The sequence below is a fragment of the Mucilaginibacter conchicola genome (genome assembly GCF_003432115.1).
Taxonomy (GTDB): Bacteria; Bacteroidota; Bacteroidia; order Sphingobacteriales; family Sphingobacteriaceae; genus Mucilaginibacter; species Mucilaginibacter conchicola.
In genome coordinates, this window is sequence record NZ_QWDC01000002.1 from 230,573 (window position 1) to 256,553 (window position 25,981).

23 protein-coding genes are annotated in these 25,981 nt (G+C 43.9%); 12 read left to right on the top strand and 11 right to left on the bottom strand.

All coding sequences use genetic code 11. The annotated features are described in order from the left end of the window. Nucleotides 1-41: 41 nt before the first annotated feature. The 5 genes from cysS to mutL are packed head-to-tail and all read right to left on the bottom strand — an operon-like array spanning nucleotide 42 to nucleotide 6,175. The gene (gene cysS / locus D0C36_RS10660; RefSeq protein ID WP_117391615.1) at nucleotides 42-1,535 is read right to left on the bottom strand and encodes a cysteine--tRNA ligase; all 1,494 of its coding nucleotides are present in this window, start codon (nucleotides 1,533-1,535) and stop codon (nucleotides 42-44) included. A 46-nt stretch (nucleotides 1,536-1,581) separates the two neighbouring features. Beyond that, entirely contained in the window at nucleotides 1,582-2,694 is a 1,113-nt protein-coding gene (locus tag D0C36_RS10665; RefSeq protein WP_117391616.1) for an endonuclease/exonuclease/phosphatase family protein, read from the bottom strand. 3 nt (nucleotides 2,695-2,697) lie between these two features. Beyond that, complete coding sequence (locus D0C36_RS10670; RefSeq protein ID WP_117391617.1) at nucleotides 2,698-3,522, bottom strand: rhomboid family intramembrane serine protease; 825 nt, start codon at nucleotides 3,520-3,522, stop codon at nucleotides 2,698-2,700. Between the two features lie 36 nt (nucleotides 3,523-3,558). Next, complete coding sequence (locus tag D0C36_RS10675; protein WP_117391618.1) at nucleotides 3,559-4,272, bottom strand: rhomboid family intramembrane serine protease; 714 nt, start codon at nucleotides 4,270-4,272, stop codon at nucleotides 3,559-3,561. Between the two features lie 34 nt (nucleotides 4,273-4,306). Further along, nucleotides 4,307-6,175, bottom strand: coding sequence for a DNA mismatch repair endonuclease MutL (mutL, locus tag D0C36_RS10680; protein WP_117391619.1), 1,869 nt, complete (start codon nucleotides 6,173-6,175; stop codon nucleotides 4,307-4,309). A gap of 110 nt (nucleotides 6,176-6,285) precedes the next feature. Here mutL and D0C36_RS10685 point away from each other — a divergent pair, with 110 nt between their 5' ends. The 5 genes from D0C36_RS10685 (at nucleotide 6,286) to D0C36_RS10705 (ending at nucleotide 11,052) form a co-directional block, all read left to right on the top strand. Continuing rightward, the gene (locus tag D0C36_RS10685; protein WP_117391620.1) at nucleotides 6,286-6,618 is read left to right on the top strand and encodes a hypothetical protein; all 333 of its coding nucleotides are present in this window, start codon (nucleotides 6,286-6,288) and stop codon (nucleotides 6,616-6,618) included. Between the two features lie 82 nt (nucleotides 6,619-6,700). Continuing rightward, nucleotides 6,701-8,338, top strand: a complete 1,638-nt coding sequence (locus D0C36_RS10690; RefSeq protein ID WP_117391621.1) for an amidohydrolase — start codon at nucleotides 6,701-6,703, stop codon at nucleotides 8,336-8,338. Further along, the gene (locus tag D0C36_RS10695; protein ID WP_117391622.1) at nucleotides 8,325-10,145 is read left to right on the top strand and encodes a serine hydrolase domain-containing protein; all 1,821 of its coding nucleotides are present in this window, start codon (nucleotides 8,325-8,327) and stop codon (nucleotides 10,143-10,145) included. Before D0C36_RS10690 ends, D0C36_RS10695 begins: the two co-directional genes overlap by 14 nt. Nucleotides 10,146-10,204: 59 nt before the next feature. Then, nucleotides 10,205-10,444, top strand: coding sequence for a hypothetical protein (locus D0C36_RS10700; protein WP_117391623.1), 240 nt, complete (start codon nucleotides 10,205-10,207; stop codon nucleotides 10,442-10,444). Next, entirely contained in the window at nucleotides 10,444-11,052 is a 609-nt protein-coding gene (locus D0C36_RS10705; RefSeq protein ID WP_117391624.1) for a hypothetical protein, read from the top strand. The genes D0C36_RS10700 and D0C36_RS10705 overlap by 1 nt, the downstream gene beginning before the upstream one ends. Nucleotides 11,053-11,102: 50 nt before the next feature. Here D0C36_RS10705 and D0C36_RS10710 read toward each other — a convergent pair whose 3' ends face one another. After that, complete coding sequence (locus D0C36_RS10710) at nucleotides 11,103-11,612, bottom strand: DUF2911 domain-containing protein (RefSeq protein WP_117391625.1); 510 nt, start codon at nucleotides 11,610-11,612, stop codon at nucleotides 11,103-11,105. A gap of 249 nt (nucleotides 11,613-11,861) precedes the next feature. On the opposite strand from D0C36_RS10710, the gene D0C36_RS10715 reads away from it, so the two are divergent. Further along, nucleotides 11,862-13,514, top strand: coding sequence for an ArnT family glycosyltransferase (locus D0C36_RS10715; protein ID WP_147321980.1), 1,653 nt, complete (start codon nucleotides 11,862-11,864; stop codon nucleotides 13,512-13,514). Here the strand turns inward: D0C36_RS10715 and D0C36_RS10720 are convergent, their stop codons facing one another. The 4 genes from D0C36_RS10720 to D0C36_RS10735 all read right to left on the bottom strand — a co-directional run bounded on the left by D0C36_RS10720 (nucleotide 13,515) and on the right by D0C36_RS10735 (nucleotide 19,362). Next, a complete protein-coding gene (locus D0C36_RS10720) occupies nucleotides 13,515-15,908 on the bottom strand; it encodes a TonB-dependent receptor plug domain-containing protein (protein ID WP_117391627.1) in 2,394 nt (797 codons plus the stop codon). Between the two features lie 184 nt (nucleotides 15,909-16,092). Then, nucleotides 16,093-16,287, bottom strand: a complete 195-nt coding sequence (locus tag D0C36_RS10725) for a glycerol-3-phosphate dehydrogenase/oxidase (protein WP_117391628.1) — start codon at nucleotides 16,285-16,287, stop codon at nucleotides 16,093-16,095. 88 nt (nucleotides 16,288-16,375) lie between these two features. Next, a complete protein-coding gene (locus D0C36_RS10730; protein WP_117391629.1) occupies nucleotides 16,376-18,868 on the bottom strand; it encodes a TonB-dependent receptor domain-containing protein in 2,493 nt (830 codons plus the stop codon). 80 nt (nucleotides 18,869-18,948) lie between these two features. Next, entirely contained in the window at nucleotides 18,949-19,362 is a 414-nt protein-coding gene (locus tag D0C36_RS10735; protein ID WP_117391630.1) for an EamA family transporter, read from the bottom strand. 176 nt (nucleotides 19,363-19,538) lie between these two features. Between D0C36_RS10735 and D0C36_RS10740 the strand changes: the two genes are divergently transcribed. After that, complete coding sequence (locus tag D0C36_RS10740) at nucleotides 19,539-20,564, top strand: fatty acid desaturase (RefSeq protein ID WP_117392728.1); 1,026 nt, start codon at nucleotides 19,539-19,541, stop codon at nucleotides 20,562-20,564. A gap of 65 nt (nucleotides 20,565-20,629) precedes the next feature. Next, nucleotides 20,630-21,532 (top strand): hypothetical protein, encoded by a 903-nt coding sequence (locus D0C36_RS10745; protein WP_117391631.1) that lies wholly within the window; start codon nucleotides 20,630-20,632, stop codon nucleotides 21,530-21,532. On the opposite strand, the gene D0C36_RS10750 is transcribed toward D0C36_RS10745, so the two are convergent. Continuing rightward, entirely contained in the window at nucleotides 21,529-22,278 is a 750-nt protein-coding gene (locus tag D0C36_RS10750) for a hypothetical protein (RefSeq protein ID WP_117391632.1), read from the bottom strand. The two genes, D0C36_RS10745 and D0C36_RS10750, sit on opposite strands and share 4 nt — an antisense overlap. A gap of 203 nt (nucleotides 22,279-22,481) precedes the next feature. Here D0C36_RS10750 and D0C36_RS10755 point away from each other — a divergent pair, with 203 nt between their 5' ends. From D0C36_RS10755 to D0C36_RS10770, 4 genes are read left to right on the top strand one after another with little or no spacing between them, the layout of a single operon-like run. Further along, complete coding sequence (locus D0C36_RS10755) at nucleotides 22,482-23,123, top strand: RNA polymerase sigma factor (protein WP_117391633.1); 642 nt, start codon at nucleotides 22,482-22,484, stop codon at nucleotides 23,121-23,123. Continuing rightward, nucleotides 23,120-24,460, top strand: coding sequence for a hypothetical protein (locus tag D0C36_RS10760; RefSeq protein WP_117391634.1), 1,341 nt, complete (start codon nucleotides 23,120-23,122; stop codon nucleotides 24,458-24,460). Before D0C36_RS10755 ends, D0C36_RS10760 begins: the two co-directional genes overlap by 4 nt. Nucleotides 24,461-24,464: 4 nt before the next feature. After that, a complete protein-coding gene (locus D0C36_RS10765) occupies nucleotides 24,465-25,007 on the top strand; it encodes a YceI family protein (protein WP_117391635.1) in 543 nt (180 codons plus the stop codon). Nucleotides 25,008-25,028: 21 nt separating this feature from the next. After that, entirely contained in the window at nucleotides 25,029-25,976 is a 948-nt protein-coding gene (locus D0C36_RS10770) for a DUF5777 family beta-barrel protein (RefSeq protein ID WP_117391636.1), read from the top strand. Nucleotides 25,977-25,981: the final 5 nt, after the last annotated feature.

Here is a 25,981-nt window from a genome sequence, read left to right on the forward strand (position 1 = left end):
AACATAATGCAGCCCGCGCCAATTTGTTTTCTTAATTTTTGTTAAATTCTTGCCCAGTCTGTTGTACCCTGTTTGCTATCATTCAACTGGAAGCCTATTTGCTTTAAACCTTCGCGTATCTTATCAGATGTTGCATAGTCTTTATTTGCTTTAGCTTCGTTACGCAATTTGATGATCAGTTGCATCAATTCATCCGTATCGCCACCTTCGCTGTCTTCTAATTTAAGACCAAGCACATCAAAGAAGAACGCATTGTAAGTTTTACGCAACCTATCAAACACTTCGGCTGATATTTCGCCCGAGTTACGGGTGTTAGCCGCATACGAGTTGATCCACTTTGACAGGTTGTTCAAAGCCTCTAACGTTTTAGGCGAATTAAAATTGTCATTCATGCTGCTATAGCAATCATCACAAAATCCGTTTATCTCTTTTTCGGTCTCGGCATTAATACCGCCAACAGGTTTCTGCTGCAAGGTTGCCAGTTTTTTAGCAGACTCTGCAAGCTTTTTATAGAAGATCTCTGCAGCGTCGATTGCTTCGTTAGAGAAATCTACAGTGCTGCGGTAACTGGCTTGCATAAAAAAGAAACGCATCACCATTGGGCTATACCCTTTTTTAAGCAAGGCGTGGTCGCCTGTAAAAAGCTGATATGGTAAAAAGCTGTTGCCTAATGATTTTGACATTTTTTGCCCGTTAACCGTCAACATATTGGTATGGATCCAGTAATGCGCGGGCGTTTTTCCGCAGCAGGCAATGTTTTGGGCAATCTCGTTAGTGTGGTGCGTAGCCATTAAGTCCATACCACCACCGTGTATATCAAACTGGTGGCCCAGGTACTTATTGCTCATGGCAGAACACTCCAGGTGCCAGCCCGGGAAACCCATTCCCCACGGCGATGGCCACTGCATCAAATGCTCGGGTTTGGCTTTTATCCAAAGGGCAAAATCAAGCTTACCGCGTTTGTCGTCCTGGCCACCAAGGGTGCGGGTATTATTAAGCAGGTCTTCAAGCTTACGGCCATTCAATTCGCCGTAATCATGGTTCTCGCTGTATTTCTCAACATCAAAATAAACTGATCCGTTCACCTCGTAGGCATAACCTGCCTCAAGGATGGTTTTCACCAGTTCTATCTGCTCAATAATATGGCCTGTTGCAGTAGGCTCAATACTTGGTGGCAGGGCATTAAATACTTCCATCACCTTATGAAAATCTACAGTGTATCGCTGTACAATTTCCATTGGTTCAAGCTGTTCTATTTTTGCTTTTTTAGATACTTTGTCCTCGCCCTCATCGCCATCACTCTCTAAGTGCCCGGCATCGGTTATATTGCGTACGTAGCGCACCTTGTAACCCAGGTGTAACAGGTAACGGTAGATCAGATCAAAAGCTATAAACGTGCGGCAGTTGCCTAAATGCACATCACTATATACAGTAGGGCCGCAAACATACATGCCAACATGGCCTGCGTTTAGCGGTATAAATTCTTCTTTGGTACGTGTTAAAGAGTTGTAAACAAATAGTTTTTGTTCCGTCATGAGGGCAAACTTACAATTTTAAGCGTTGAGTTTAATTTTAGTGAAGCTATTTTAATGATAGTACGGTACTTAAAGGATAATGGTCTGACAATTTTCTTTCGATGATCTTATACTCCGTTACAGCAAATTGCGGGCTGGCCATTATATAGTCTATCTGGTAGTTAGGGAAAGCGCCATTATAAGTACGCCCCAGCCCAGCCCCTTTTTCGCGGAAGGCATTTTTCATGCCCCTGGCCATCTGGTTTACCGCGAAGGATGATGGCGTATCATTAAAATCGCCGGCTATGATATACGGGTAGGGGCACTGTTTTGCATGGTCTTTTATAATGAACACATGATCTGCACGTTTCTGAAAAGCATTCTTCAGTTTAGAACCTACGCGCCTGGTGGCGCTGATATCTGTTTTCCCTTTTGATGATAGTTTATCGAGATACTGATAATCCTGCGGATCAAAATTGATGGACTGCAAGTGCACACTATACATCCTGAAGATGGTACTATCTTTCTGCACATCTACATAAATGCACTGGTTGCCGCTCCGCTTTTTTGATAGCTGCACAAAGCCATAAGATTTGATAGGAAACTTAGAAAAAATAGCCATCCCGATAGATTCGCTCTGGCTGGTCATCAATGGCTCAAAATAGTAATGCTGCGCACGCATGACCTGTTTGATAGAATCCACCATATCATACTCGCCTTTTTTCTTGGTAAAAAACTCCTGGATGCCTATCACATCCGGCTGTTGGTCTCCTATAATGTTGAGGATCTCGTGCTTGGTTGATACATCGTTTTTTGCGCCGTAACGTTTAAAATCGTGTACGTTGTAAGTCATTATCCGCAGTTGATTTTGCGGCGGGGTACGGGTTTCTCCCGCTGGTAAACGTATACCGATGTTATTCTCCAGAACATTCCAGCCCAGTATAATGGTCAACGCAGATATCAATACAAACCAGCGTTTGCGGATAAGCCAATAAGCGATGAGTATTAAGTTGCAAACCAACAGTGGCGGGTAGGCCAACCCAAAGAAAGCCACAGGCCAAAACTTGCGTGGGTCTGTTACGGGTGCCAGGTAACTGATGAGCAAAGCCAGGCACAGCAGGTAATTTATCCAGAGAAAAATTCTGTCAATAAAAGGAAGATTCTTACCTGTAAATTTCATTTGCTAATGCTTGCTTAAGCTATCGAGGCTTTCTTTTTCCTGCTTGCTTAAACTATCGTAACCTGATGCTGATATCTTATCTAAAATGCGGTCAACCTCTTCTTGTTGCGGAACACCTGCTGCTTTTTTGGGCGCATAGTTAGTACTAACCACACGCATTGCAGGCTTTGGATCAAACATTCTGGTAACACCACTTAACCAATCGTTACCGCGCTGTAGTTGTTTAATATAAATAAAGCCTATTAATCCGCCACCTATTTGGGCAATTTCAGTACCGAGGCTTCCCCTTGCGTTTACGAGCGCTAAAACTACGTAGATAACACAAACCCATTTCAATTTTACCCGGCCAATAATTATCAGCGATAGCTCATAATCGGGCAATAGCGTTACAGTTGCCACCATCACACCCATTATACTTACCGATGCACCGGTGATACCCATTTCAATAAACTCTGCATGCATTGCAACCAGGGCATTATAGGTTGCTATGTATAGCAAAGCGCCAACTAAACCGCTAAAAAGGTACAAAGCTACCAGGCGCTTATGGTTTAGGTACTCTTCAAAAATTCTGCCCATCCAGTATAGCCAAAGCATGTTAAAGATAACCGGCAACAGGCCGTCATTCATAAACATGTAGGTAATGGGTGTCCAGATATGTTTAACCAGTTGCGGCCAGGCGGCAAAAAGCTGCAGGTATTGGTTAGTATAAACGCCCGTGAAAGGTATAATAACCAATAAAAAAACCACGATGTTAATACCTATCAGCAAATTAATGCTGCTACGCGATTTCAACATTTTGTACTGGATGTCCTGCCACAGGGTGCTCATAACCTACCTCATTTACTATATACGGTTAAACAGTTATCAATAGAAATTGTTGGGCCGCTTTATGTTCCAAAGCTTAATTAACAGGAAGCCGAATAATGCCCCGCCCAGGTGGGCAAAGTGAGCTACGTTATCGCCTGCAAAACGGCCTATACCACTAAACAACTCAATAGCCACGTAGCCTATTACCACATACTTAGCTTTAATAGGCACGGGAATAAAAAGGATCATCATCTCCAGGTTTGGATAAAGCATGGCAAAAGCCACCAGTATACCAAATACAGATCCCGATGCACCCACCATTGGCATGTTTACCAGGACGTATAATTTTTGTGCTACATCCTGGCCGCCGTAAGCAAAGTATGATGACTCCAACTCGGGATGAGGTACCGCAAATGAACCTGTAATAGCATGTATCTGGATAGCTTGTACCGCCATGTACAAAACATAACCACCCAGGCCGGTAATAAAGTAATAATTGAAAAATCTTTTAGAACCCAACGAATACTCCAGCAACGGCCCAAAAGAGAATAAGGCAAACATATTGAAAAAAATATGCGAAATGCCGCCATGCATAAACATGTAGGTAATAGGTTGCCACGGCCTAAACGAAGGCGAAACCGGGTAGTATGCTGCAAACAAAGCCTGCATATCTATAACCTTCTCTAAAGCAAACGTTGCTATAAAGAAGATGATATTTATAATGATGAGGTTTTTTACTACTGGCGTTAAATTAGCAAATGGTGATTGCATCTCTTAAATTGTAATTATGGTTTAAGCATTGCTGCTATTTTTCAAATCGTTCGGCCAACTCGGCCAGCGTAACGGTGCTGATAACCGGCTTGCCGTTAAGGGCAAGGTTTGGCATCTGGCAGGCAAAAAGCTGGTCTACCAGTTGGTTCATCTCTTCCATTGATAGTTTGGTGCCGGCTTTCATAGCGCCATTACGGGCCAGCGAACGTGCCAGGTTATCACGCTTATCCAACTTTAAAATGGCCAGGTTGTTTTTAAAACCTTCCAGCAACTGCTCCAATAACTCGTGCTCGTTGGCGGCATTGGTCAGGTCGGCTGGTATGCCTTCTACTACTACCGTGTTGGGGCCAAACTCGCGTATATCAAAACCCAGCGCGCGTATATCGGGCAATAACTCCTTCAATAACTCAAAATCGGCACTGTTTAGTGTAACCGACTGCGGGAATAAACTTTGCTGACTAACGCCAGAGTGGTTCTGCAATTGCTGCAGAAAACGCTCATACAAAATTCGCTCATGCGCCGCCTGCTGACTTATCAGCATAAAGCCCGATTTTATTTGCGACAGGATATACCTGTTATGTACCTGGAAGAACTGCTTCTCGCTGCTTTTGGCAACTTCCTGCTCGTTCACGGCAACCGTATTTACTTCCTGGTGCAGTTCATGCTGCACATTCTCCTCTTTACGTGCTATCTCATACAAAGTATCCCAGTTGCGCGGGATGCCGGTACGATGATCGCTTACGCCCGTATTTCTATAAGACGCAGGTTCGCGCTCATTCGTTTTCTTTTCTGTAGCAAAAGGATTAAAATCGGGGTTGAAAGCAATACTCGGCTGTACTATTTCCTCAAAAGGTTTGGGGGTGATGAGGTGACCGATGCTGTTTTCCTGGTCAAAATCTAACGTAGGCGTGATGTTATATTTACCCAATGAACGTTTCACCGCCGAGCGGATAATTGCATAGATAGATTTCTCGTCCTGGTATTTGATCTCTGTTTTTGTAGGGTGTACGTTGATATCTATCTTGGCAGGGTCAATATCAATAAACAGCACATACAGCGGATAGGTATCATCCTGCAATAACTCCTGGAAAGCGATCAGTACCGCGTGGTTCAGATAATTATCCTTAATAAAACGATTGTTTACAAAAAAGAACTGCTCGCCGCGGGTTTTACGGGCAAACTCGGGCTTACCAACAAAGCCATGCAGTTTTATGATGGTTGTGTCTTCCTCAACCGGAACCAGTCGCTGGTTGTAGTTGTTGCCAAACAGGTGCACTATGCGCTGCTTTAGCGATGCTGATGGCAGGTGGTAAACTTCCTGCCCGTCGTGGTGCAGGGTTAAAAATATCTGCGGATTAGCCAGTGCCACACGCTGAAACTCGTCGATGATATGGCGCATCTCCACCGGGTTACTTTTTAAAAAGTTACGGCGGGCAGGGGTGTTGTAAAACAGGTTTTTTACTGAGATAGATGAACCTGTAGGCGCAGAACAAGCTTCCTGGCTTACCACTTCCGAGCCTTCTATCAGGATACAGGTACCCAGCTCATCCTCGTGGCGGCGGGTCTTCAGTTCTACCTGTGCAATTGCGGCTATGGATGCCATGGCCTCGCCCCTGAAACCCATGGTACGGATGGCAAACAGGTCTTCGGCCTTTTTAATTTTTGAGGTGGCGTGGCGCTCAAAGCACATACGTGCATCGGTGAGGCTCATGCCGCAGCCATTATCAATTACCTGTATAAGGGCCTTGCCGGCATCTTTTAAAATCAGCTGTATCTTATCAGCACCGGCATCTATAGCGTTCTCTATCAATTCTTTTACGGCCGATGCAGGGCGTTGCACCACTTCGCCCGCGGCTATCTGGTTGGCAACGGCATCCGGTAAAAGCTGAATTATATCTGGCATTAAAAATCTTCCCTTCTGCGCCCAAAGCGGGCGTATCAATTAAAGGTGCTAAATTAATTATTTGATTGCATAACTTTATGTTTGAGCAAGCATAGTTACGCTAACATTACATGACAGAGCAAAGTATTCTATTTGATGAGGTCAAAACGATTATCCAGATTTTAGCGATCGTTAAAGATAAAATCGATGATCAAAGTGAAATGATATATTCTACTTGGGATACTCCTCAAGAAGCAATTGAAGAAATAGATGATTGCATAAAAAAAATGCTTGACGGAGACTTCTCTATCTTACTGACTTTAGAGATGTTTTTTATGGTCACAGGCCCCTTTCAGGAACTTTCAATGCAAAATGGCTGGAGCAAAGAATATCTCAAAATCGCGCGCCAATTTGATGCTGTTGTTTTAAAACTAAAAAATAAGATAGCTAAGCTTAAAAATTAAATTGCCGTTACTATAACTTTACGGTTACATAATTGTATATACTAATTGTGTTGACAATATTTACATCCGCCTGTTTATCAATATGAAGAGATTTCTCCCCGCTTTACTTTTACTCGCCGCTGCCGTTGCTTGCAAGCCCCAAAAAGAATATAATGCCGACCTGCTGGTAAAGAATGCCGTGGTTTATACCGTCGACAGCACTTTTACCACCGCCAACGCTTTTGTGGTGAGCAATGGCCGTATACAGGCCGTTGGCAGTGCCGATTCGCTTGAGGATAAATACCTGGCCCGAGAAGTGATAGATGCGCAAGGCAAAGCTGTTTACCCCGGTTTTATAGATGCACACGCCCACTTTATGGAGTACGGACTCGGCTTGCAGGACGCCAACCTGGTAGGCCTTAAAAGCTGGGAAGCCGTTTTAGATACTGTTAAAAATTACGCTACCCATAAAACAGAAGGCTGGATAATTGGCTGGGGCTGGGATCAAAACATCTGGGCTAACAAAGCTTTCCCTAACAAAGCTAAACTGGATTCATTGTTCCCCGTTCGCCCGGTGATCTTAAACCGAATTGACGGCCATGCTGCCATAGCTAACCAGGCAGCATTGAATATCGCAGGCGTTAAGCCGGGCCAAAAAATAGTTGGCGGTACGGTAGAAACTATCGACGGTAAACTGACCGGTATTTTGATAGACAACGCTGTAGGCATTGTAACCCGCAAAATACCTGCACCTACAGAGCAAATGGTACAGACCGCTTTATTAGCTGCACAAAAAAACTGCTTCGAGGCTGGTTTAACCACGGTTGATGACTGCGGTGTGCCGTATCAGCTTATTAATGTTATTGCCCAACTACAACACAAAGGCGACCTTAAGATGCGCCTGTACCTGATGCTGGCCGACCAGAAAGAAAATTACGATTACCTGTTTAAACGAGGCGCCTATAAAACACCGGGCCTAAACGTGCGTGCATTTAAAGTTTATGCTGATGGTGCGCTTGGATCACGCGGAGCATGCTTGCTAAAACCTTACACCGATCAGCCAAAATGGAATGGCTTTTTAAAAAGCCCTAAAGCGCACTTTGAAGAGGTCGCCAAAAAGATAGCTGCCCATGGTTTCCAGATGGCTACGCATGCCATCGGCGACTCTGCTAACCGTTTGATGTTGAAAATTTATGCCGCCAATCTGAAAGGCAAGAATGATAAACGCTGGAGAATTGAACACGCACAGATCATCGATCCTACAGATGTTAAACTGTTTGGTGATAACAATATCATCCCGTCGGTACAGCCTACGCACGCTACATCAGATATGAGTTGGGCAGGCAAACGCCTGGGTGCGCGTTTAAAGAACGGCTATATCTACAAAACCTTGATGAAACAAAACGGATGGATCCCGCTGGGTACCGATTTCCCTGTAGAAAACATCAACCCGATGTACACGTTTTATGCAGCAGTTGAACGTAAAGACCTGAAAGGCCAGCCAGTTGACGGTTTCCAGATGGAAAATGCGTTAGACAGACAGGAAGCCCTGCGCGGCATGACCATTTGGGCGGCAAAAGCCAATTTTGAAGAGCATGAAAAAGGCAGCATTGAACCGGGCAAGTTTGCAGATTTTGTGATACTTGATCAGGATATTATGAAAGCCAAAGGCAGCGATCTGCCAAATATTAAAGTACTAAAAACGTATGTAAATGGTGTTAAGGTTTATGAGAAGAAATAAGCGGGGCTGCTATTTAACCGCAATATTCGGGTTAATTTTACTTCATTCGGCGTGTGCGCAACCCCAGCCATTTACCGGCAAAAACTTTGTAAAAGAGCAGCAATCTGTAGAGCAGGCAACGGTTTTACTCAACAACGAGAAGAACGTTGTGCCGCTGCGCAACCTGGACAACAACAAGATTGCCAGCATCCATTTCTCAACGCCTTATGCTGCTGGGTTTGATAGCCTGTTAAACAAGTATGCCAAAGCTGATATCATCAACGGTAACGATTACATGGGTGCCAAACCTTTGGATATGCTGGTACAGGATACTAAGTTTTACCAAACGCTAATCCTGCAGTTAACAGATGCCGAGCTGGCCAACCCGCAGATCATCCAGTTCATCAAAAATAACCAGAAGATGAAAGATGTGGTGATCTCATTTATGGGGAACAGCTCATCTTTAATTCAGCTGAATGATATTACCGCACCGGTTTTGTGGAGCGGCAGGGTATCGCCGGTATCGGCATTGTTTAGCGCGCAGGCCATCTTCGGCGGCGTGGCGGTTACGCAACGGCTAAGCAAAAACTACTCGGCTAAATACACCACTAACACCGGCTTCTTAACCTCAAAAGTTCGTTTGCAATATACTGTGCCAGAGGATGCAGGTGTAAACTCGGATAACCTAAACAACGCCATTGATGCCATTGCCCGCGAGGCTATTGCCCAGCGTGCTACGCCGGGCTGTGTGGTATTGGTTGCCAAAGACGGCAAAGTGATATTCAATAAAGCCTATGGTTACCACATGTATGATAATGGCATCCAGGATAACATTACCGATATTTTTGATGTAGCATCCATGACCAAGATATCGGCTACTACCATGGAAGCCATGCAGTTGTATGATCAGGGTAAATTAAACCTTGATTCTACCATTGGTACATACATGCCTATTGCTCGTAATACCAATAAAAAAACGTTAACTGTTCGCGAGATATTGGAGCACCAGGCAGGTTTGATACCGGATATCCAAACCTTTGAGGTGATCAAACCGGCAGACCATGTTGCCGATTCATCGGCGGCCTTCCCTACCAAAGTGAACAACGGCTACTTTCTGCGTAAAAACTATTTTGAGGATGTAATGCTGCCGGCCATGCTACGCTCGGCAGTTAAAACCCGCGGGCAGTATGTGTACAGCGATGTGGGGTTGATCTTCACGCAGCAAATTGTAGAGACCATCACCTCTACCCCGCTAAATGTTTATGTTCAAAAGAAATTTTATGATCCGCTGGGCATGCAAACCGCAGGTTTTTTACCGTTGAAACGTTTCCCGGCTAACCGCATCCCGCCAACCGAGGATGACCGCAAAGACCGCAGAACTCTGATAGACGGCTACGTGCACGACCCTACCGCAGCCCTGATGGGTGGCGTTGCCGGCCACGCAGGTTTATTTGCCAGCGCAAATGATATTGCCATCCTTTACCAGATGATGCTTAACCGCGGTACTTATGGCGGCGTACAATATATTAAGCCCGAGACGGTAGATCTGTGGACGTCTAAACAATCGGCCATCAGTCGCCGTGGTATTGGGTTTGACAGGTGGGACCCTATTGCCGACAGGCATTACCCATCTAAACTGGCATCAGACCAAACTTACGGCCACACTGGTTTTACAGGCACCTGTATCTGGGTTGATCCTAAGTACAACCTGGTTTACGTATTCCTGTCAAACCGTGTGCATCCAAACGTAGGCAACAAGCTGGGCAGTTTAAACATCCGCCCGCGTATACAAGATGCTATTTACGAAGCGATACAAAAGGGCATGTAAGAGTCTCTTTTATTAAAAAATAATCATTTGTATCTTTGTATAAGCAACAACGCTGCAACATGCCAGATAATAAATTCAAACCTATTTTTGAAAGAAGTTTATCAGAACAATTGGATCTGATAAAGCCGCAAATAAAGCAGGTGCAATCAGAAAATATCAGCCATGGTTTGTATAATATATATCGCGACGGAAGGTACAAACACAATGGTGTGCTCATACGCCGGTACAGTGACCGCCGCGTTGTTGTAAGAGTAGACTCCGTTACCGGTACTACACAAACTATCAAAACATCTAAATAATGGCCGCCAGGCAGCTTTATGTTTTTGCCGGACCAAATGGTGCTGGTAAAAGTCAGTTATCTGCTTCTATGCTCCCGCCAGGTACACCTGTATTTGATGGCGACAAAAAATTCGCCGAACTGAAGGCGATTTTCTATGACCTTGATGAAGCCCGGCTCTGGACATCCATAACAGACATCCATTTTCCTGATTGGAAAGAAGAAATGCTCAAAGTAAAAACTGATGTAGCGTTTGAAACCAATTTCAGAGATCCCGGGGTCATGGCATCTGTTAAACAATTTACAGACGCAGGATTCGAGTCAAGATTAATTTTCATGGGGCTTGATTCTGTTGAAGCCAGCATTGCAAGGGTTGCGCTAAGAGTAGCCAAAGGCGGGCATGATGTTTCTGTTGAATACATAAACATTAACTTCGAAAAAAGCTTAACTCACTTATATCAATTCTACTCCGACTTCACATCTGTGCATATTTATCAAAATCTCCGTTCGGCGGAAGACAGCATAAACATGGTTCCACTGATGACAATCAGGAGAGGAAAAATCACCGAGATTGCATCAGAATTACCAGTCTGGGTGAACAATTTTAAAAACACAATAAATAACGTATAAACAAAAAAGGCCCCGATTACCCGGGGCCTTTCCTTTTATATTGTAATCAGTTACTTGATTTTAACCGGTACTGTAACCTTATCCCAGCTAAGGGTAAAGCCTTTGCTGTTGATTTTGTAAACCAAACGCTCGTTCATGGCCGATTTTATTGGTTTTACAGTAACGCGCAGTTCGTCCTGGCTTTCGTTGTATTTAAATGCGCCCCATTGTTTTGCGGTTTTGTTAAAAATGATAGTCCAGCTGCCGGTTGTTGGGATGGCAAAGAAACCGTAGGTACCTGCTGCCAGTTTTTTACCTTCTACCATAATGTCTTTATCGGTAGTAAAAGTAGTAGCCTCGTTAGCACCGGTACGCCATACTTTATCATAAGGCACCAGTTCGCCCCAAATTTTGCGGCCTTTAACTGATGGGCTGCCATAATTGATGGTGATAGTAGCCTCGCCAATTTTAGCACTCACGCTGTCGCGCGGGCTTGGTTTGTCTTGCGCGTAAGTAAGTGTAGCAAAAAGCATTGCACATACAAACATAGCTGTATGCTTAAGCAGATTTTTAGTTTTCATTTTTCGGTATGATTTAGTTTTTGTTTGGTAAAGATATAGCTTATAAACTCAAAGCATTAAAAATTATTGCCTTATAGCATTTAAACGTACATTTTGGCACGATACGTGCATAATAATCAACGAATTCACATTGCAGTTAGGAATAGACCGAAAGGTTAAACAATTGTTGTGAGTTTTTGCCCTTGTCGCTCTATTTTGGGCGACAGGGGTTTTTTAATTTATGCTCTGCTGCAAGTATATTTGCCCTACATGAGCAAACAGCCCAAGTCGCTTTACTTTGTATTACTGATACTGGCCTTAGTGGTAAACTTTGCCGGTATAAATGCCGGTTTCTTTACTGACGACCCCGGGCTGTACGCATCCATAGCCAAAAACATGGTGCAGAAAAACGATTGGCTGCAGCTTTTTACTTACAACACCGATTGGCTTGATAAACCGCATTTTCCATTTTGGATGGCGGCTATGTCGTTCAAGATCTTCGGGATAAGTGCCTGGGCGTACCGTTTACCTGCGCTGATATTCTTCTGCCTGGGTTTGCTTTATACCTGGTTATTTGCCAAACGCTTTTACGGTAAGGATGCAGCATTGATAGCTGTGTTGATATTAGCCACGGCAGAGCATATTCTTATCTCCAATATTGATACCCGCGCCGAGCCTTATCTGATGGCTTTAGTTATTGGCAGCATTTACCACGTAAGCCGGTATAATCAAAAAGGTACTGTTAAACATTTTTTGCTGGCTGCTTTGTTAACCGCCTGCGCTATCATGACCAAGGGCCTGTTTGTTATTGTAGCTATTTATGGCGCTTTACTTGGTCAAATGATAGCACAGAAGCAGTTTCTGAAACTCTTTAGCGGCAAATGGCTATTGCTCTACTTAGCGACTATTATTTTTACTCTGCCAGAGTTTTATGCGCTTTATGTGCAGTTTGATATGCACCCTGAGAAACTGGTTTTCGACAGGCATAATGTGAGCGGCATAAAGTGGTTTTTGTGGGATAGCCAGTTCGGTAGGTTTGCCAACAACGGGCCTATCCAGCAAAAAAAATCAGGCGATCCATTCTTTTTTATCCATACCATGCTGTGGACATTTTTGCCATGGTGCCTTATGTTTTACTTTGCGGTTTATAAAAGCATCCGTAAAGTATTTCAAAAAATATCCCTGTCCGAGTATTATACCATCAGCGGCGGATTATTATTACTGCTGCTTTTCTCACTGTCGCGCTTCCAGTTGCCGTTTTATACCAATATCCTGTTCCCGTTGTTTGCTATCATGATGGCGCCATATGTCACATCGGTTTTAAGTAAAGGGCAGGAAAATCTGCGGAAAGTATTTTTGCTGCTATTTGCCATCATTCTGCCTGTGGTGATCATAGCGGTGCATATAATGCTGAAACCGGAGAATAGCGTGATGTTCATCACTGGTATAATTCTGTTCGGCTTAGTAGCGGCATGGATAGTGCGGCAGCAGGTATCATCAGCAGTAAAAATATTTGCCCTTACCTGTTGCGCATCGCTGTTTGGCAATTTTTACATGAATACGGTTTTCTTCCCTAAGATGGCTTCATACAACTCGCAGGTTAAGGCTGCTAAATATGCCAACCAGCCGCAGTTTGCAGGCTCCGGGGTTTACAGCTTAAGGCAATCAAACAACAGTTTCCAGTTCTATTGCAATAAACCGGTAGGATTTGTGGCGCTTAATGAATTTAAAAACTTTGATCCGCAAGGCCCGGTCATATTTTTTGCCAGCCAGGCATCGGTAGACCAGCTTAGCGCAGAAGGCTCAAAATTTAAGATCATCGCCTCATTTGTTGATTATCCTCAGGAAAACATCCTGCCCCAATTTATCAACGCAAAAACCCGCTACAAGGTGCTTTCAAAAGCTTACCTCATCAGCAAATAGCTATTTAACTGTATAACGGTACATTGCCCTGCCTAAGTGCCCCCCTGTGTCTATCCCTTCAAACAATACACGATACACACCCGGCGCAGTATTGTTAAAACTAAAGGTGGCCATGCCTGTATCATCGGTATTCACGTCGGCTTTCCAGAATACTGTAGGGCGGGAAAATATATTCTTTGGTAAAACCGGCGAGTAAACAGGGTTATAAAACGTATGTGCTATATAATACCCCTGCGGTATAACCGATACAATACCCGGTGCCATTTCGTTACTCACAGGTTCGCTATCTACACCACCCTGTTTGGTATTTATTATCATTACCCCGGCACCCGAGCCCATTCCGTATATCAAAGCATTAGCACCTTTTAACACCTCAACATTATCAACATCCTGTATCAAAACGTTATCTATAGAACCGCCACCGGTAAGCAATGTACCGTCAATTACCACCATCATGGGTTCTTTCACAACACTTCCGTTGGCAACTGCATTACTCATCCGTAAAAAAGGTTGTCCATTTAAAAAATCCACACCACGTACTATATTTTGTAACCCCAGCGATAGGTTTGTAGAATTAGGAATATCCTTTCTGAAAATAACCTGGTCTGCCTTACCGGGGCCTAACAAACTGGTTGTATGATAAGCAGCTCCCGTTGTTTTTTTAGCACCTTTTATAGCATTAAGGTTATTCATCACCATATTGGCTGATTGTACATAAGCCGGAAAAATTGCGTCTGCTGAGGTGGCTTTATCAGCGATAACCGGTACAGCGGCATTCGTTTTTTCGATAGTTATCGTAGCATTTTTACGGCTTGATTTATTCTCTACATTCAAAATAAATTTGCTGCCGTTATTAAATGATACATTATTGAAGGCAAATTTCCCTTCATTATCCGTTGTGGCTATGGCACTCTGGCTGGCATCAGTAAGTACCGATATTTTCTCATTAACCAGCGGTTTGCCTGCTTTAGTTGTAAGCCTGCCTTTAAGCTGCAGGTTTCCTTCGGGTTTGTAAGTAGTTGCAACAGGCTTCTCTTCTGCCAGTTTTACAAGGCCCCGGTAGCCTTGGGTAAGCATAAGTATATCGAGGTTGTTGCGTGTGTCTGCATTTACATTGTCAAAATAATAGCCGGGCTGTTCAATATATCCGCGGATATCTGAGGTAAGCAGCACGTATGATAAAATATTATCTGCCGCCATATCCTTACAAACGTCGGCACCTTCGTTTACTACCGATACCGAAAAACTGCCTTTGGCAGGACTACCGTCTGGCTGTTTAACCGTTAGGTTAAGTGCTGTTTTATCGGCGCTATTATAAGCTTGCTTATCAGATGAAAGTGTCGAATTTAAAATATCATTGCCTTGTACAAAAAGCATCCGTTCGCCTACCGCGTTACCATCCGGGCCAAACAAAACAATATTTACCACGCCCGACGGGAGATCCTTAACCGGCATATCAAACCCAATAACCTGGTTGTCCAATACTGTTTTAACAGTTTTAACAACACTCTGCGCTGCAATTATTATAGTGATGTTCTTGTTCTTATTCTCCAGATAGTATGCTTTGGTAGTATTGATATCCACAGAAAATTTCGCCGGATCGGCATTATTCACCATCATGGCTATGCCCTTAGATTCGGGCTTAGGTAGCTCTATAGTTGAGGTTGAACCATCGGCAAAAGTAAGTTTAGCACTATAGGTTTTCCCGGCGGCGGCTGTGAGATAAAAATGCCCCATGCCTAAATGCGCCGACTTAAATTTGGTTACAGTTGCGCCGGTATTATCAACCACAACACCCTGTACATCTGTTCCCAGTCCGTTATTACCAATTGCTTTAAAAGCTATACGTGCGGGTATACCTGTTACAAAAGTACCGGCTTCGGCAAAAAACTGCACATCTGGTTTGCCTGCTGTTTTAGTTACGGCAGCACTTGCAGTAACAGTATTTCCGTTTATGGGGATGATACGATTAAAGAAACTTTTGTCGCCATAATTGCGCATCCATTGGGTATAGGCACGCACGCGATAGTTGCCTTTATGCAGATAACCCGCCAAAGCAAAATCGCCGGAGGCTGTGCCATTATTTATCTGTAGCAATAGTGATTGGATTACCGAATCGCGATCGCTGATGAGGTCGGCGTGGAGTACGCCACTAACTTTTGTTGGTTCATGCTTCTCTCCCGATGTTACGTAGGCTTTAAAATAAATGGTATCGCCGGCGGTGTAGCAAGCCCTATCAAAATGCAGGTATGCTTTCTCAACAACCACATTGGCTACTGCAGTTTTAAGGTTTTGTACAAAATTATCTGCCGTTACACCAGGTTGCGTAACCTGCGCGCTAAGAGGTAATGCAAAGCCGGTAAGGCTCAAAACACATAGTAAGATCCTTCTCATGGTACTGTGATATTTAGTTACCTACCGGGATTGGGTGCCGGTTATAATTGGTATCTAAATGTACTGATTTTGAGAGGACTAAAGAAATATTTTATTTCACCGGCAAGGTTAAGACAAATTGGCACACGCGGCACGCGTGCGCCAGCATATAACCATAACCAACGGCATAACTGTGTTGCTTGGCTTAAACCTCATCTTTTATCTCTTCCCAATAAACCGTGTCCTGATTGATGCCGTTCTTGGTGGCCACCTGCGCTCGTAGTTTATTCAGCTCTTCTTCTACTTTTTCTGGCGATAGCTTGGTGCTAAGCGATGTGTAGGAAATGGCATACCCAGTCTGACTGTTTATGCATTTGTAGTGTTTATCAGCAGTATTCATGGCGATAATGCTTTATTAAATATATAACTGCATTTTGCCGGTTTTAGTTTATAAAAAAGGCGGTTAATTTTCACTAACCGCCTTTTTTCTATTTACCGCCGCCACCGTCTGATGGCATCTGGTCGCCGCCATTATCGCGGCCTTCTTTGTCTTTATCCTTGCCAAAATCGAGCTTACCAAACTTGTAGCTCAGCGTTATGCCAAACGAGCGCAGGGGCATCTGCCTTAAGTTTTCCTGATAGAAACCTACACCCGATGTAATTGAGCGTTGCTCGTTGTATTTATTAAAAGGATTGTTTGCCACCAAACCTATGCTGGCTTTTTTATCCCAAAACTGCTTACGTACCGCTAAGTTGTACCAAAAGAACTGCGGCCTGGTGCCCTGTAAAGTTCTGGAGCTGGAGTTATAGTTACCAAATACCTCGGCCATAAAATTGTTAGGGAACTGGTAGTTAGCGTTAAGATTTACGCGATAACCAAAAGCGCTTACGCGCTGTATAGCATTGTTATTAGCCGGATCGGGAGCGGTGTTCCAGCGGTTGGCTATAAAGATATTGGTGCGCAGGTTTAGCTTGCCCACCGGTACTGATGCAAATATGTTACCGCCCCAGGTGCTTTGTGTACCACGGTTTGCGCGCTGGCTCAGCAATACGTTGGTATAGGTATCACCGTTTACCACCAGGGTATCATACTGGGTGGTGTACTGCTGTATATCATCATTGTTATGGCGATAGAAACTACCTACATAAAAGTTTGCGCCACTGTTATATGATTTGTTATAGCCCAGTTCAACACTGTTACTTTTCTCGGGCCTTAAGTTAGGGTTACCAGTGCTGATGTTATGCGGATCGCTGATGTTATAGAAAGGGTTCACCTCGCCATAATCAGGCCGCTCTATACGGAACGAGTAGCTTAATTTCACACTCGATGTTGGATCAAATTTATGCGAGATCACCGCCGATGGCGCTACCGTATTATAACCGGGGATAACCACACCGGGGAAATTGGCATTGGTGGTTGTATACTCGTTACGCAGGCCCAGTTTCACATCCAAAAAGTTTTTAAATAACGATGCCGTGGATGAGATATAACCCGCATAAACATTACGCCTGTAGTTGAAGCCGTAAGTTTGGTTAGCATTGTTAAGATAATTGCCTGCAGCATCCAGCGTATCGGTATTGGTTACGTTGGTTAAATTCTCTATCACCACTTTGGCACCACCATCTAAACTGAAGTTCTTGGTGATGGGTTGGGTATAATCTAATGAGATGTTGGTTTCCCTGTCATGACCGGGATTGTAGCCGCGGGTACCGGTTGCAGTCATCAACGGATCGTCATAATCCTGGCGCTGAAAATAGTTTACCGTGTTTTTGCTACCGCTGGTGGTTATTAAGAACTCCAGTTCCTGCCCTTCTCTGGCAAAATTCTTTTTATAATTCAAACTGAAGTCGGTAGAGTAAGCGCTGAAACGGCTCTCGGAGTTACGGGTGCTTAGCAGATCTTGCAATACCGCGCCTGATATGCCGTACTGAGTTTCTTCCTGGCTGGTTATACCTTTATTGCGGTTGCCAAAATGGTCAAACCCTACCGATGCGGTTAACTCATCCTTAGGCGTAATGCTCCAGTTAAAGCTTAATCCCGATTGATAACCACTGCGTCGTGTATCGCTATATCCATCCTGGAACAGCGTGCTTTTTGAGCCATCGGCATTATCTGATCTACGGTTATTGGTATTCAAGGCCCTGGCATTGAGCATGGCATTACCGCTAAAGAAAGCGTTAACTCCAAAGTTGCCCTTGCGTGCATTCAGGTTAAAAGAGCCGTTCTCCTGGCGCGTACCTGCAGTAAGGTTTACGCTGCCGTTTATACCCGATACTTTGCTATCCTTTAATATAATGTTAATGATACCGCCCGTACCTGCTGCATCATACTTAGCGCCTGGGCTGGTAATTACCTCAATGCTTTTGATCTGGCTGGCGGGGATAGCCTGCAGTGCATCGGCAAGGCTTGCACCAAAAATGCTGCTGGGTTTACCATTTATCAGAAAGCGGATGTTGCCGTTGCCCTGCAGCTCCACATTACCATCAATATCTACCGTTACCTGCGGTACTTTCTTCAGCACATCAATGGCTGCACCGCTTTGTGCGGTTAAGTCGTTTTGTGCGTTGAAAACCATTTTATCTATACGGTTCTCAACTATTGGCGCTTTGGCAATAATGTCTACACCTTTTAATTGGTTTTGGTTGGGTTGCAGCAAGATAGTACCAAGCGCAGCTACGCCGCCATCTTTTACTATTACATGCTCTATGATATATTTTTTATACCCCAAAAAATCTACGGTAACGCGGTAATCGCCGGCGGCAATGGTTTGAATAGTGAATGTGCCCTTTTCATCGGTGCTTATGCCGTTAAAAGGGCTGGCGCTGCCTTGTTTAAATACAGATACGGTAGCGTAATCTACCGCTTGTTGTGTTGTTGCATCAATCACTTTACCGCTTATTTTTCCCTTGCCGCCGGTATCCTGGGCAAACGAAAAAAGGACAGATAAACTGAACAGAAATGATAATATATAAATACGCATGATGGGCCTCTTAATTGAGGCGCAAATCTGAAAAGAAAATCTGGATTAATTTGGTAGGTTTCTTAAATGTTACATATATGTTAAAGTATCAAAATAATGGTGCCACCAATGATCAGCAGCGCTCCTAAACCGTTTTTCAGGGTGAGCTGCTCGCCAAGGAAAACTACCGATAAAACAATGGCAAGCGCCACGCTCAGCTTATCAACCGGGGCCACCTGTTGCACCTTTCCAATTTGCAGAGCCTTAAAATAAAACACCCACGAAAGGCCGGTTGCAAAGCCCGAGAGGATCAAAAAAGTCCAGTTTAGTTTGTTTAAAGTATGCAGGCCATGCTGGGCATGCTTATAAAAAACAATTGACCACGCCAAAATAACGATCACCACGGTGCGAATGGCGGTTGCCAGATCGCTATCAACATCTTTGATTCCAATTTTTGCAAAAATTGCAGTCAGCGCGGCAAAAACCGCTGAAAGTAAAGCATATATCCACCACATAATATTTCTGTTTATCTAATTTTTTATATCGTGCTCTAAAAATATTTTATATCTTAGTTTAATAATTATTGATTGAGTTAACAAAACCCCGTTTTTTCACGGTAATTTCAAAAAATTTTTACAACGAAAATACAATCATCGTACGGAATTGTTATCTTCAACGTTTTAACCCTAATATGAAGAAAAAAGATTTTATCTACTCGCAGGAGTCCGAGCCGCATCGTATACGAACAAAAAAAATTCTAAAGCAGTTCCCTCAACTAAGAAATTTAATAGGTAAAAATCCAAAAACCATCTGGGCTATCCTCGGCATTGTAGCCTTCCAGGTCACGCTTGCATGGCTTCTTCGCGACCAGTCATGGTGGCTGGTGTTTGGCGCAGCTTATTTGCTGGGTGCTTTTGCAGACCACGCCTTATTCGTGATGATACACGAGTGTACCCACCAGTTATTATTTAAAAACCGCAACGCCAACCGTTGGGCCGCTATGCTTTCTAACCTTCCGCAGGTAGTGCCAACAGCTATGTCGTTTGAGAAATATCACATCAAGCACCATTCATTCCAGGGTATACATGAGCTTGATGCCGACCTCCCAAACCGTTGGGAAGCAAAATTGATAAGCAACTCTTTTGTAGGTAAAGCTATCTGGTTGTTATTCTTCCCGTTGTTCCAGATCTTCCGTTTATCACGCCTGCGCGAGATCAACCCGTTAGATAAATGGATAGTGATCAACTTTGTAGTGCAAATGGCATTTAACGTTGCTATATGGTACTTCTTTGGCTGGCATGCAATTGCATTCCTGGTGGCAAGCTTCTTCTTTTCAGTTGGTTTACATCCGCTGGGCGCACGTTGGGTACAGGAGCATTACCTTACCCATGGCGAAGAGCAGGAAACTTACAGCTATTATGGCGGGTTAAACAAAGTAGCTTTTAACGTAGGTTTCCACAACGAGCACCACGATTTCCCTTCTATCCCATGGAACAGATTGCCAGAGATAAAAAGAACTGCGCCTGAATACTATGACACCCTGCACTCGCACCAGTCATGGACCAAGCTATTCTTCCGTTTCTTGTTTGATAAGGAGATCTCGTTATTCAACCGTATCTTACGTAAAGAGCGCGGTAAAGTAACATTGAAAGATGTTTCAAAACCTGATGCAGAGATGGTGATTACCGAAAAAACTACACTTGCTGTACAAGACTAACCAATTATAAACCAATTTTAAGCGGCCTATACTATATGGGCCGCTTTTTTGTTATATAAGCTTATATGTTTAAGCCCCGCGCCTTTAAGATAATTTTATTACTTGTTGCATTAATGTTTGTAGCGGCATACGCCAAGCATCGCTTTATTGACAGGAAACTGCAGCCCGAAAGTAATTTAAAAGATAAAGAGATGGACGAAATATCGGGCATTGCTGCATCATCCATTAACCCCGATCTGTTTTATGTACATAATGATAGTGGCGATACCAGCCGCTTTTTTGCAATAGACAAAAAAGGAAACCTGAAAAGCACTATATACTTTAAAGGTGATTATCCACGCCGTGGGGCAAGGGATTGCGAAGATATCGCAGTTGGCCCCGGCCCTGCTAAAGGTAAAAGCTATGTTTACCTGGGCGATATAGGCGATAACTACACCCGCTGGAAAGCAGTAACCATATATCGCTTTGCAGAAATACCGGCCTGGGCAAGCGCAGGCAAAACGGAAGCAACAACTACTGCGCTTAAATACCGTTACCCCGACGGTGCTAAGGATGCCGAGGCTATGGCGATAGATCCGTTGGAAAGGTTGCTTTATATTGTCACCAAACGCGGCGATAGTGTTAACGTGTATACCGGGCCATTGAATATAAAAGCAGCCGATACTACAACACTTACCTTTAGGGGCAAATTATTTTTTGAGGGTTCAAAACCCTTTAAATGGATAACAGCCGCCGATATTTCTAAAGATGGCCAGCAGGTATTAATAAAAAGCTACGAGAAGGTATACTACTGGCGCCGCCGGGGTAATGAACCGCTCTGGCAAACCCTTCAGCGCCCCGCCCGCGAACTTACCTACAAACAGGAGCGGCAGGGCGAAGCTATAGGTTTTACACAGGATGGTAAGGGATATTATACCACCAGCGAAGGTGTATTTGCACCAATTTATTATTACCACTCTCCAAACTAACGCCCTTTTATCAACGCAGCATAATCCACCTTATCAAAGGCAAACTCAGGCATTTTGGCGGCCTTGCAATAGTTCACCACCATATCATATTTATCTGCGCTTGCACGTGGTACATACAAACGGTAACGATAGGCCGGCGGCAACTCGGTATCTTCCCAAACACTCAGCTTGGTAGCAGGGTCAATAATATAAATATTGATGTTTGACTTTTTGACGAACTGGTAGAACGGCGGCGCTTTCAGGTTATACTTGGCATCGTTCAGTTTCTTTACATCTTTCAACACATAAGGCTCGGGGCCTTCTTCTCCGCGGTAGATAATGGTGCTATCAGTAACAATACGCTTATCTACATTGGCCCAATCGCTTGGCGCATATAAATAGTATTTGCCTTTGTAACTGTACACCGGCAGCCATTCGTTAGGCAATCCTGCCAGGTCATACTTCTTTAACGGCTTAGGGTTACGCACTTTTAATATGCGGTAAGCCTGTTTATAATTGATACTATCGTAATGGTCAAACTTAAAATTGAGCAGGTCTTTAAATATCGACGAGGCATGGTTCTTTTCTACATAAACTATATGATAGTAATCTTTTGTGGTTTCTTTTTGCAGAAAAGTGGTATCGGTTGGTATCGGCGAACTTGCAGTTTTTGCACTATCGGTTTTAGCAGAATCAACAGGCTTTTTATCGCCATTGCCGCCACAGGCAGCTAATAAAAGAGGTAACAGGTAGAGTAGCTTTTTCATTATTTTAAATGTAGCTTATTTATATACAAGCGTAATAAATACTTCAATATTATTCATTATTTTTCTACACGTATAAGTGTGCCCTAAGGGCATTTATCAAAAAAAATAAAAAAATCTTCACTACAAGGCAACCTTTCGGCAAAATCCTGCGTGATGCATGCAGATAAGGTAATAATTCAGGTAGTAAACGGATAACCCAAAGCATGGGCGAAGCAGAATTACAACAACTGGTAAGCGGCTGTTTAAAGGATGACAGGTTGAGTCAAAAGCTGTTGTATAAGGCTTTTTATGGCTTTGCTATGGGCATTTGTTTGCGGTATGCCAACAACCGGTATGAGGCTTCGGAAGTATTGAACCAGGGCTTTTTTAAGGTTTTCAAAAACCTGGAGAAGTATGATAGGGCAAAACCTTTTAAAGCCTGGCTGGGCCGGATAATGGTAAATGCATCTATAGATTATTACCGCTCAAACCTTAAAGTTGCTTATACCGAGGAGCTGGATAAGGCCGAGCATATCAACGATACGGATTACGCCGACAAGAATTTAAGTTATAACGAACTGCTTGACATGATAGCCAGGCTACCACGTGCCTACCGTACCATATTTAACTTATTTGCCATTGAGGGCTATACGCACGAAGAGATAGGCGAGATGTTAAACATTAGTACAGGCACATCAAAATCAAACCTGCACAAAGCACGCGAAAAGCTGAAAGTAATGATAGCCGAAAGTGAACGTGTGCCGGGATATATAGCAAAACAATCAGGAGATAACATAGTACCTATTAACCAAACCAATACCCCCAACCTGTCCATATCTTTTTTTAACAGAACAAACAAGAAATGAAAGAGGAAAAAGAAGATAGTATTGATAAATTGTTTAGCCGCGGCCTCAGCGACCCGGGCGACAATGCATCATACCGTGAGGATGATTGGGACGCCCTTGAGGCCATGCTTGATGGGAAGAAGCCCAAAGCAGCAGGCACCTCCAGGAACATTATCTATCTTATTACAACCGTGGCAGCCATGCTGTTACTGGTTATTGGCTGGGCTTTGTTTAAGCCGGATAGCAACGGCAACGGCAATACCAATCAGCAGGCAAGCACTAAAAAACCACAAATAAAACAAGACTCCGGTAAATACGGTTCGCCCGTGCAGCAACAGGAAGTTCTCGCAAGTAGTACACTTTCGGCCGGTAACAGCAACGTTGATAGTGCAGATAGTAGGGGCCGTAAACGTAAATCGTTCTTCACCTTATCTGCTGCACCGGGCAACCGTATATATACCGGTAGTAAAACCGGCATAGTTGTACCGCATTATACAGATGTTACCGCCAAACGCGATACCAGCCCGCCAGATCCGCGTTATACCAACATGGCAAATAACGGTATTGTTAAGCAAGATCAACAGGTGGCTAATGATGTAAACACAAAACGCGATACTTCGCCACCAGACCCGGCTGTTAACATGGCTGCCATAAGGCATGCGGATAGCGTTATTAACGGCAGTAAAAAAACAGAGCTGGTTTCTGTAGTAGATGATATTAAGAAACCGCGCAAAACCGTGGGCACAGCTGTAAGCTACCAGCCAACCTTTGCCATGAGCATTATTGCTTCGCCTGATGTGAACAGCGTTGGTGGGTTTAGCAATACCCGGGTAGGTACTAATGCCGGGCTGATGCTTAGCATGGGGGTGTCAAAATGGACGATTAGTACCGGTGCAGTTTATTCTGATAAACCTTACGCCGCACCGTTCTCGGCTTACTCTACCGCCTATAAGTTTGCTACCAACCCAACCGAGGTTTATGCAAGTTGTGCCGTGTTAGATATCCCGCTGAATATTGGGTACCAGGTGTATAACAAAAACCGCAACAAGTTTAGCCTGGGCACCGGCCTGTCATCATACTTTATGCTGCGCGAAAATTACACATTTGATTATCCGGGGGGCTATGGTACCGGCGGCCCTGCTACATATAACATCCGCAATAAAAATCAACACATTTTTGGCGTACTAAACCTTAACGCTACTTATCAGAGAGACATCAATTCGAGGTTTGGATTAGCTATACAGCCATACATGAAACTGCCGCTTACCGGCATAGGGTATGGCAAGGTAAATCTCCGCTCGGCGGGGGTTGCTGTAGGCGCAACATGGAACATCATATCGGGTAAAAAACCTAAGTAAAAACATGAAACATATCGGGTTAATTTTACTCGTCTGGTTTGGGATAAATCAGGCGGGCCAGGGCATCTATGTCTGTAAAAATGCAGTTGTAAACATCTATTCAAAGGCTCCTTTAGAGGATATTGAGGCTAAATCTGACAAGGGTACATCTGTACTTAATGCCGGTACAGGCGAGTTTGCTTTTGCCGTGCCTATCCGCTCGTTTACGTTCCAGAAATCATTAATGCAGGAGCATTTTAATGAGAATTACATGGAGAGCGATAAGTATCCGCAGGCATCATTTAAAGGGAAAATAAACGAGAAGGTAGATATCAGTAAAGATGGCACCTATCCTGTAACCGCCACCGGTGTATTTGAGGCACACGGCGTAAAACAGAACCGTACCATTCCGGGCAAACTCACTGTAAGCGGCGGTAAAGTAACACTTGCCAGCGAGTTTGTGGTGGCCTGTAAAGACCACAAAATTGAGATCCCTACACTGGTATTCCAGAAAATTGCCGAAACCATTAAGGTAAATGTAACGGCAACCTATACACCTAACAAATAACGCACAAACGCTCACAACACCATGAAAAGATCCCTCTTATTTGCGGCGCTATTATGCGCGGCACTGGCAACCAATGCCCAAACAAAACAAGATAGCACAGCCAAACCAAGCAGTACCGATTCGCTAATGAATAGCTTAAGTGCACCTGAAAAAGGCGAACCGGTTATAGCTACTTTTAAAGCAACACGCCTCATCTTCTCGCAAACCACCGAGACGGTTAAAAAGAAAGAACTCAACTTTTTGGTAATTCACCGCTTTGGGGATATTGCCGGTGCACAGGGTGGCGGCAAAACCTTTTTCGGGCTTGATAACTCATCAGATATCTATATAGGCTTTGAGTACGGTATAAGCGATAACTTTAACATTGGCCTTGGCCGCAGCAAGTACGAGCAGCTGATAGATATGCATTTAAAATACTACCTGCTGCACCAAACTACTGATAACAGCGTACCTGTTGCCGTAAGCTTATTTGTTAAAGGCGGCTTTAAGCCATACCATGTGGAGACCAACATCTACGATAACTTTGCCAACCGTTTTGCTTATTTCACACAAGCCATCATTGCGCGTAAGTTCTCAAGCGCTTTATCCTTACAGATCTCGCCTTCGTACGTGATCGATAATATCCCGTTCCCGCTGGCACCTACTAACGAGAACAACTTCTTTGCTATTTCGGCAGCGGGCAGGTTGAAGTTCTCAAAACGTATGGGCATTGTACTGGATTACTTCCACCCTTTCTCCAATTACCGCAACAACAGCGTAGATCCTAAATTTTATGACGGGCTTGGCGTGGGTTTGGAAATTGAAACCGGCGGCCACGTGTTTACCATTAACCTGAGCAATGCGCAGGCAATATCAGAAATCAATTATATGAGCAATACCACATCAAACTGGGGCAAAGGCCAGTTCAGGCTGGGCTTTACCATCTCGAGGATCTTCGATTTTAACAAGAAAAATAAATCATCTTACTAAAACTT

What these genes read in the sequence shown, in the direction of transcription:
- D0C36_RS10700 (WP_117391623.1), top strand. Translation starts at nt 10,205, where the DNA reads ATGCCAGATAATAAATTCAAACCTATTTTTGAAAGAAGTTTATCAGAA.
- D0C36_RS10705 (WP_117391624.1), top strand. Translation starts at nt 10,444, where the DNA reads ATGGCCGCCAGGCAGCTTTATGTTTTTGCCGGACCAAATGGTGCTGGT.
- D0C36_RS10750 (WP_117391632.1), bottom strand. Translation starts at nt 22,278, where the DNA reads ATGAAAAAGCTACTCTACCTGTTACCTCTTTTATTAGCTGCCTGTGGC.
- D0C36_RS10685 (WP_117391620.1), top strand. Translation starts at nt 6,286, where the DNA reads ATGACAGAGCAAAGTATTCTATTTGATGAGGTCAAAACGATTATCCAG.
- mutL (WP_117391619.1), bottom strand. Translation starts at nt 6,175, where the DNA reads ATGCCAGATATAATTCAGCTTTTACCGGATGCCGTTGCCAACCAGATA.
- D0C36_RS10765 (WP_117391635.1), top strand. Translation starts at nt 24,465, where the DNA reads ATGAAACATATCGGGTTAATTTTACTCGTCTGGTTTGGGATAAATCAG.
- D0C36_RS10755 (WP_117391633.1), top strand. Translation starts at nt 22,482, where the DNA reads ATGGGCGAAGCAGAATTACAACAACTGGTAAGCGGCTGTTTAAAGGAT.
- D0C36_RS10720 (WP_117391627.1), bottom strand. Translation starts at nt 15,908, where the DNA reads ATGAGAAGGATCTTACTATGTGTTTTGAGCCTTACCGGCTTTGCATTA.
- D0C36_RS10745 (WP_117391631.1), top strand. Translation starts at nt 20,630, where the DNA reads ATGTTTAAGCCCCGCGCCTTTAAGATAATTTTATTACTTGTTGCATTA.
- D0C36_RS10725 (WP_117391628.1), bottom strand. Translation starts at nt 16,287, where the DNA reads ATGAATACTGCTGATAAACACTACAAATGCATAAACAGTCAGACTGGG.
- D0C36_RS10735 (WP_117391630.1), bottom strand. Translation starts at nt 19,362, where the DNA reads ATGTGGTGGATATATGCTTTACTTTCAGCGGTTTTTGCCGCGCTGACT.
- D0C36_RS10715 (WP_147321980.1), top strand. Translation starts at nt 11,862, where the DNA reads ATGAGCAAACAGCCCAAGTCGCTTTACTTTGTATTACTGATACTGGCC.
- D0C36_RS10665 (WP_117391616.1), bottom strand. Translation starts at nt 2,694, where the DNA reads ATGAAATTTACAGGTAAGAATCTTCCTTTTATTGACAGAATTTTTCTC.
- D0C36_RS10670 (WP_117391617.1), bottom strand. Translation starts at nt 3,522, where the DNA reads ATGAGCACCCTGTGGCAGGACATCCAGTACAAAATGTTGAAATCGCGT.
- D0C36_RS10760 (WP_117391634.1), top strand. Translation starts at nt 23,120, where the DNA reads ATGAAAGAGGAAAAAGAAGATAGTATTGATAAATTGTTTAGCCGCGGC.
- D0C36_RS10770 (WP_117391636.1), top strand. Translation starts at nt 25,029, where the DNA reads ATGAAAAGATCCCTCTTATTTGCGGCGCTATTATGCGCGGCACTGGCA.
- D0C36_RS10740 (WP_117392728.1), top strand. Translation starts at nt 19,539, where the DNA reads ATGAAGAAAAAAGATTTTATCTACTCGCAGGAGTCCGAGCCGCATCGT.
- cysS (WP_117391615.1), bottom strand. Translation starts at nt 1,535, where the DNA reads ATGACGGAACAAAAACTATTTGTTTACAACTCTTTAACACGTACCAAA.
- D0C36_RS10675 (WP_117391618.1), bottom strand. Translation starts at nt 4,272, where the DNA reads ATGCAATCACCATTTGCTAATTTAACGCCAGTAGTAAAAAACCTCATC.
- D0C36_RS10710 (WP_117391625.1), bottom strand. Translation starts at nt 11,612, where the DNA reads ATGAAAACTAAAAATCTGCTTAAGCATACAGCTATGTTTGTATGTGCA.
- D0C36_RS10730 (WP_117391629.1), bottom strand. Translation starts at nt 18,868, where the DNA reads ATGCGTATTTATATATTATCATTTCTGTTCAGTTTATCTGTCCTTTTT.
- D0C36_RS10690 (WP_117391621.1), top strand. Translation starts at nt 6,701, where the DNA reads ATGAAGAGATTTCTCCCCGCTTTACTTTTACTCGCCGCTGCCGTTGCT.
- D0C36_RS10695 (WP_117391622.1), top strand. Translation starts at nt 8,325, where the DNA reads ATGAGAAGAAATAAGCGGGGCTGCTATTTAACCGCAATATTCGGGTTA.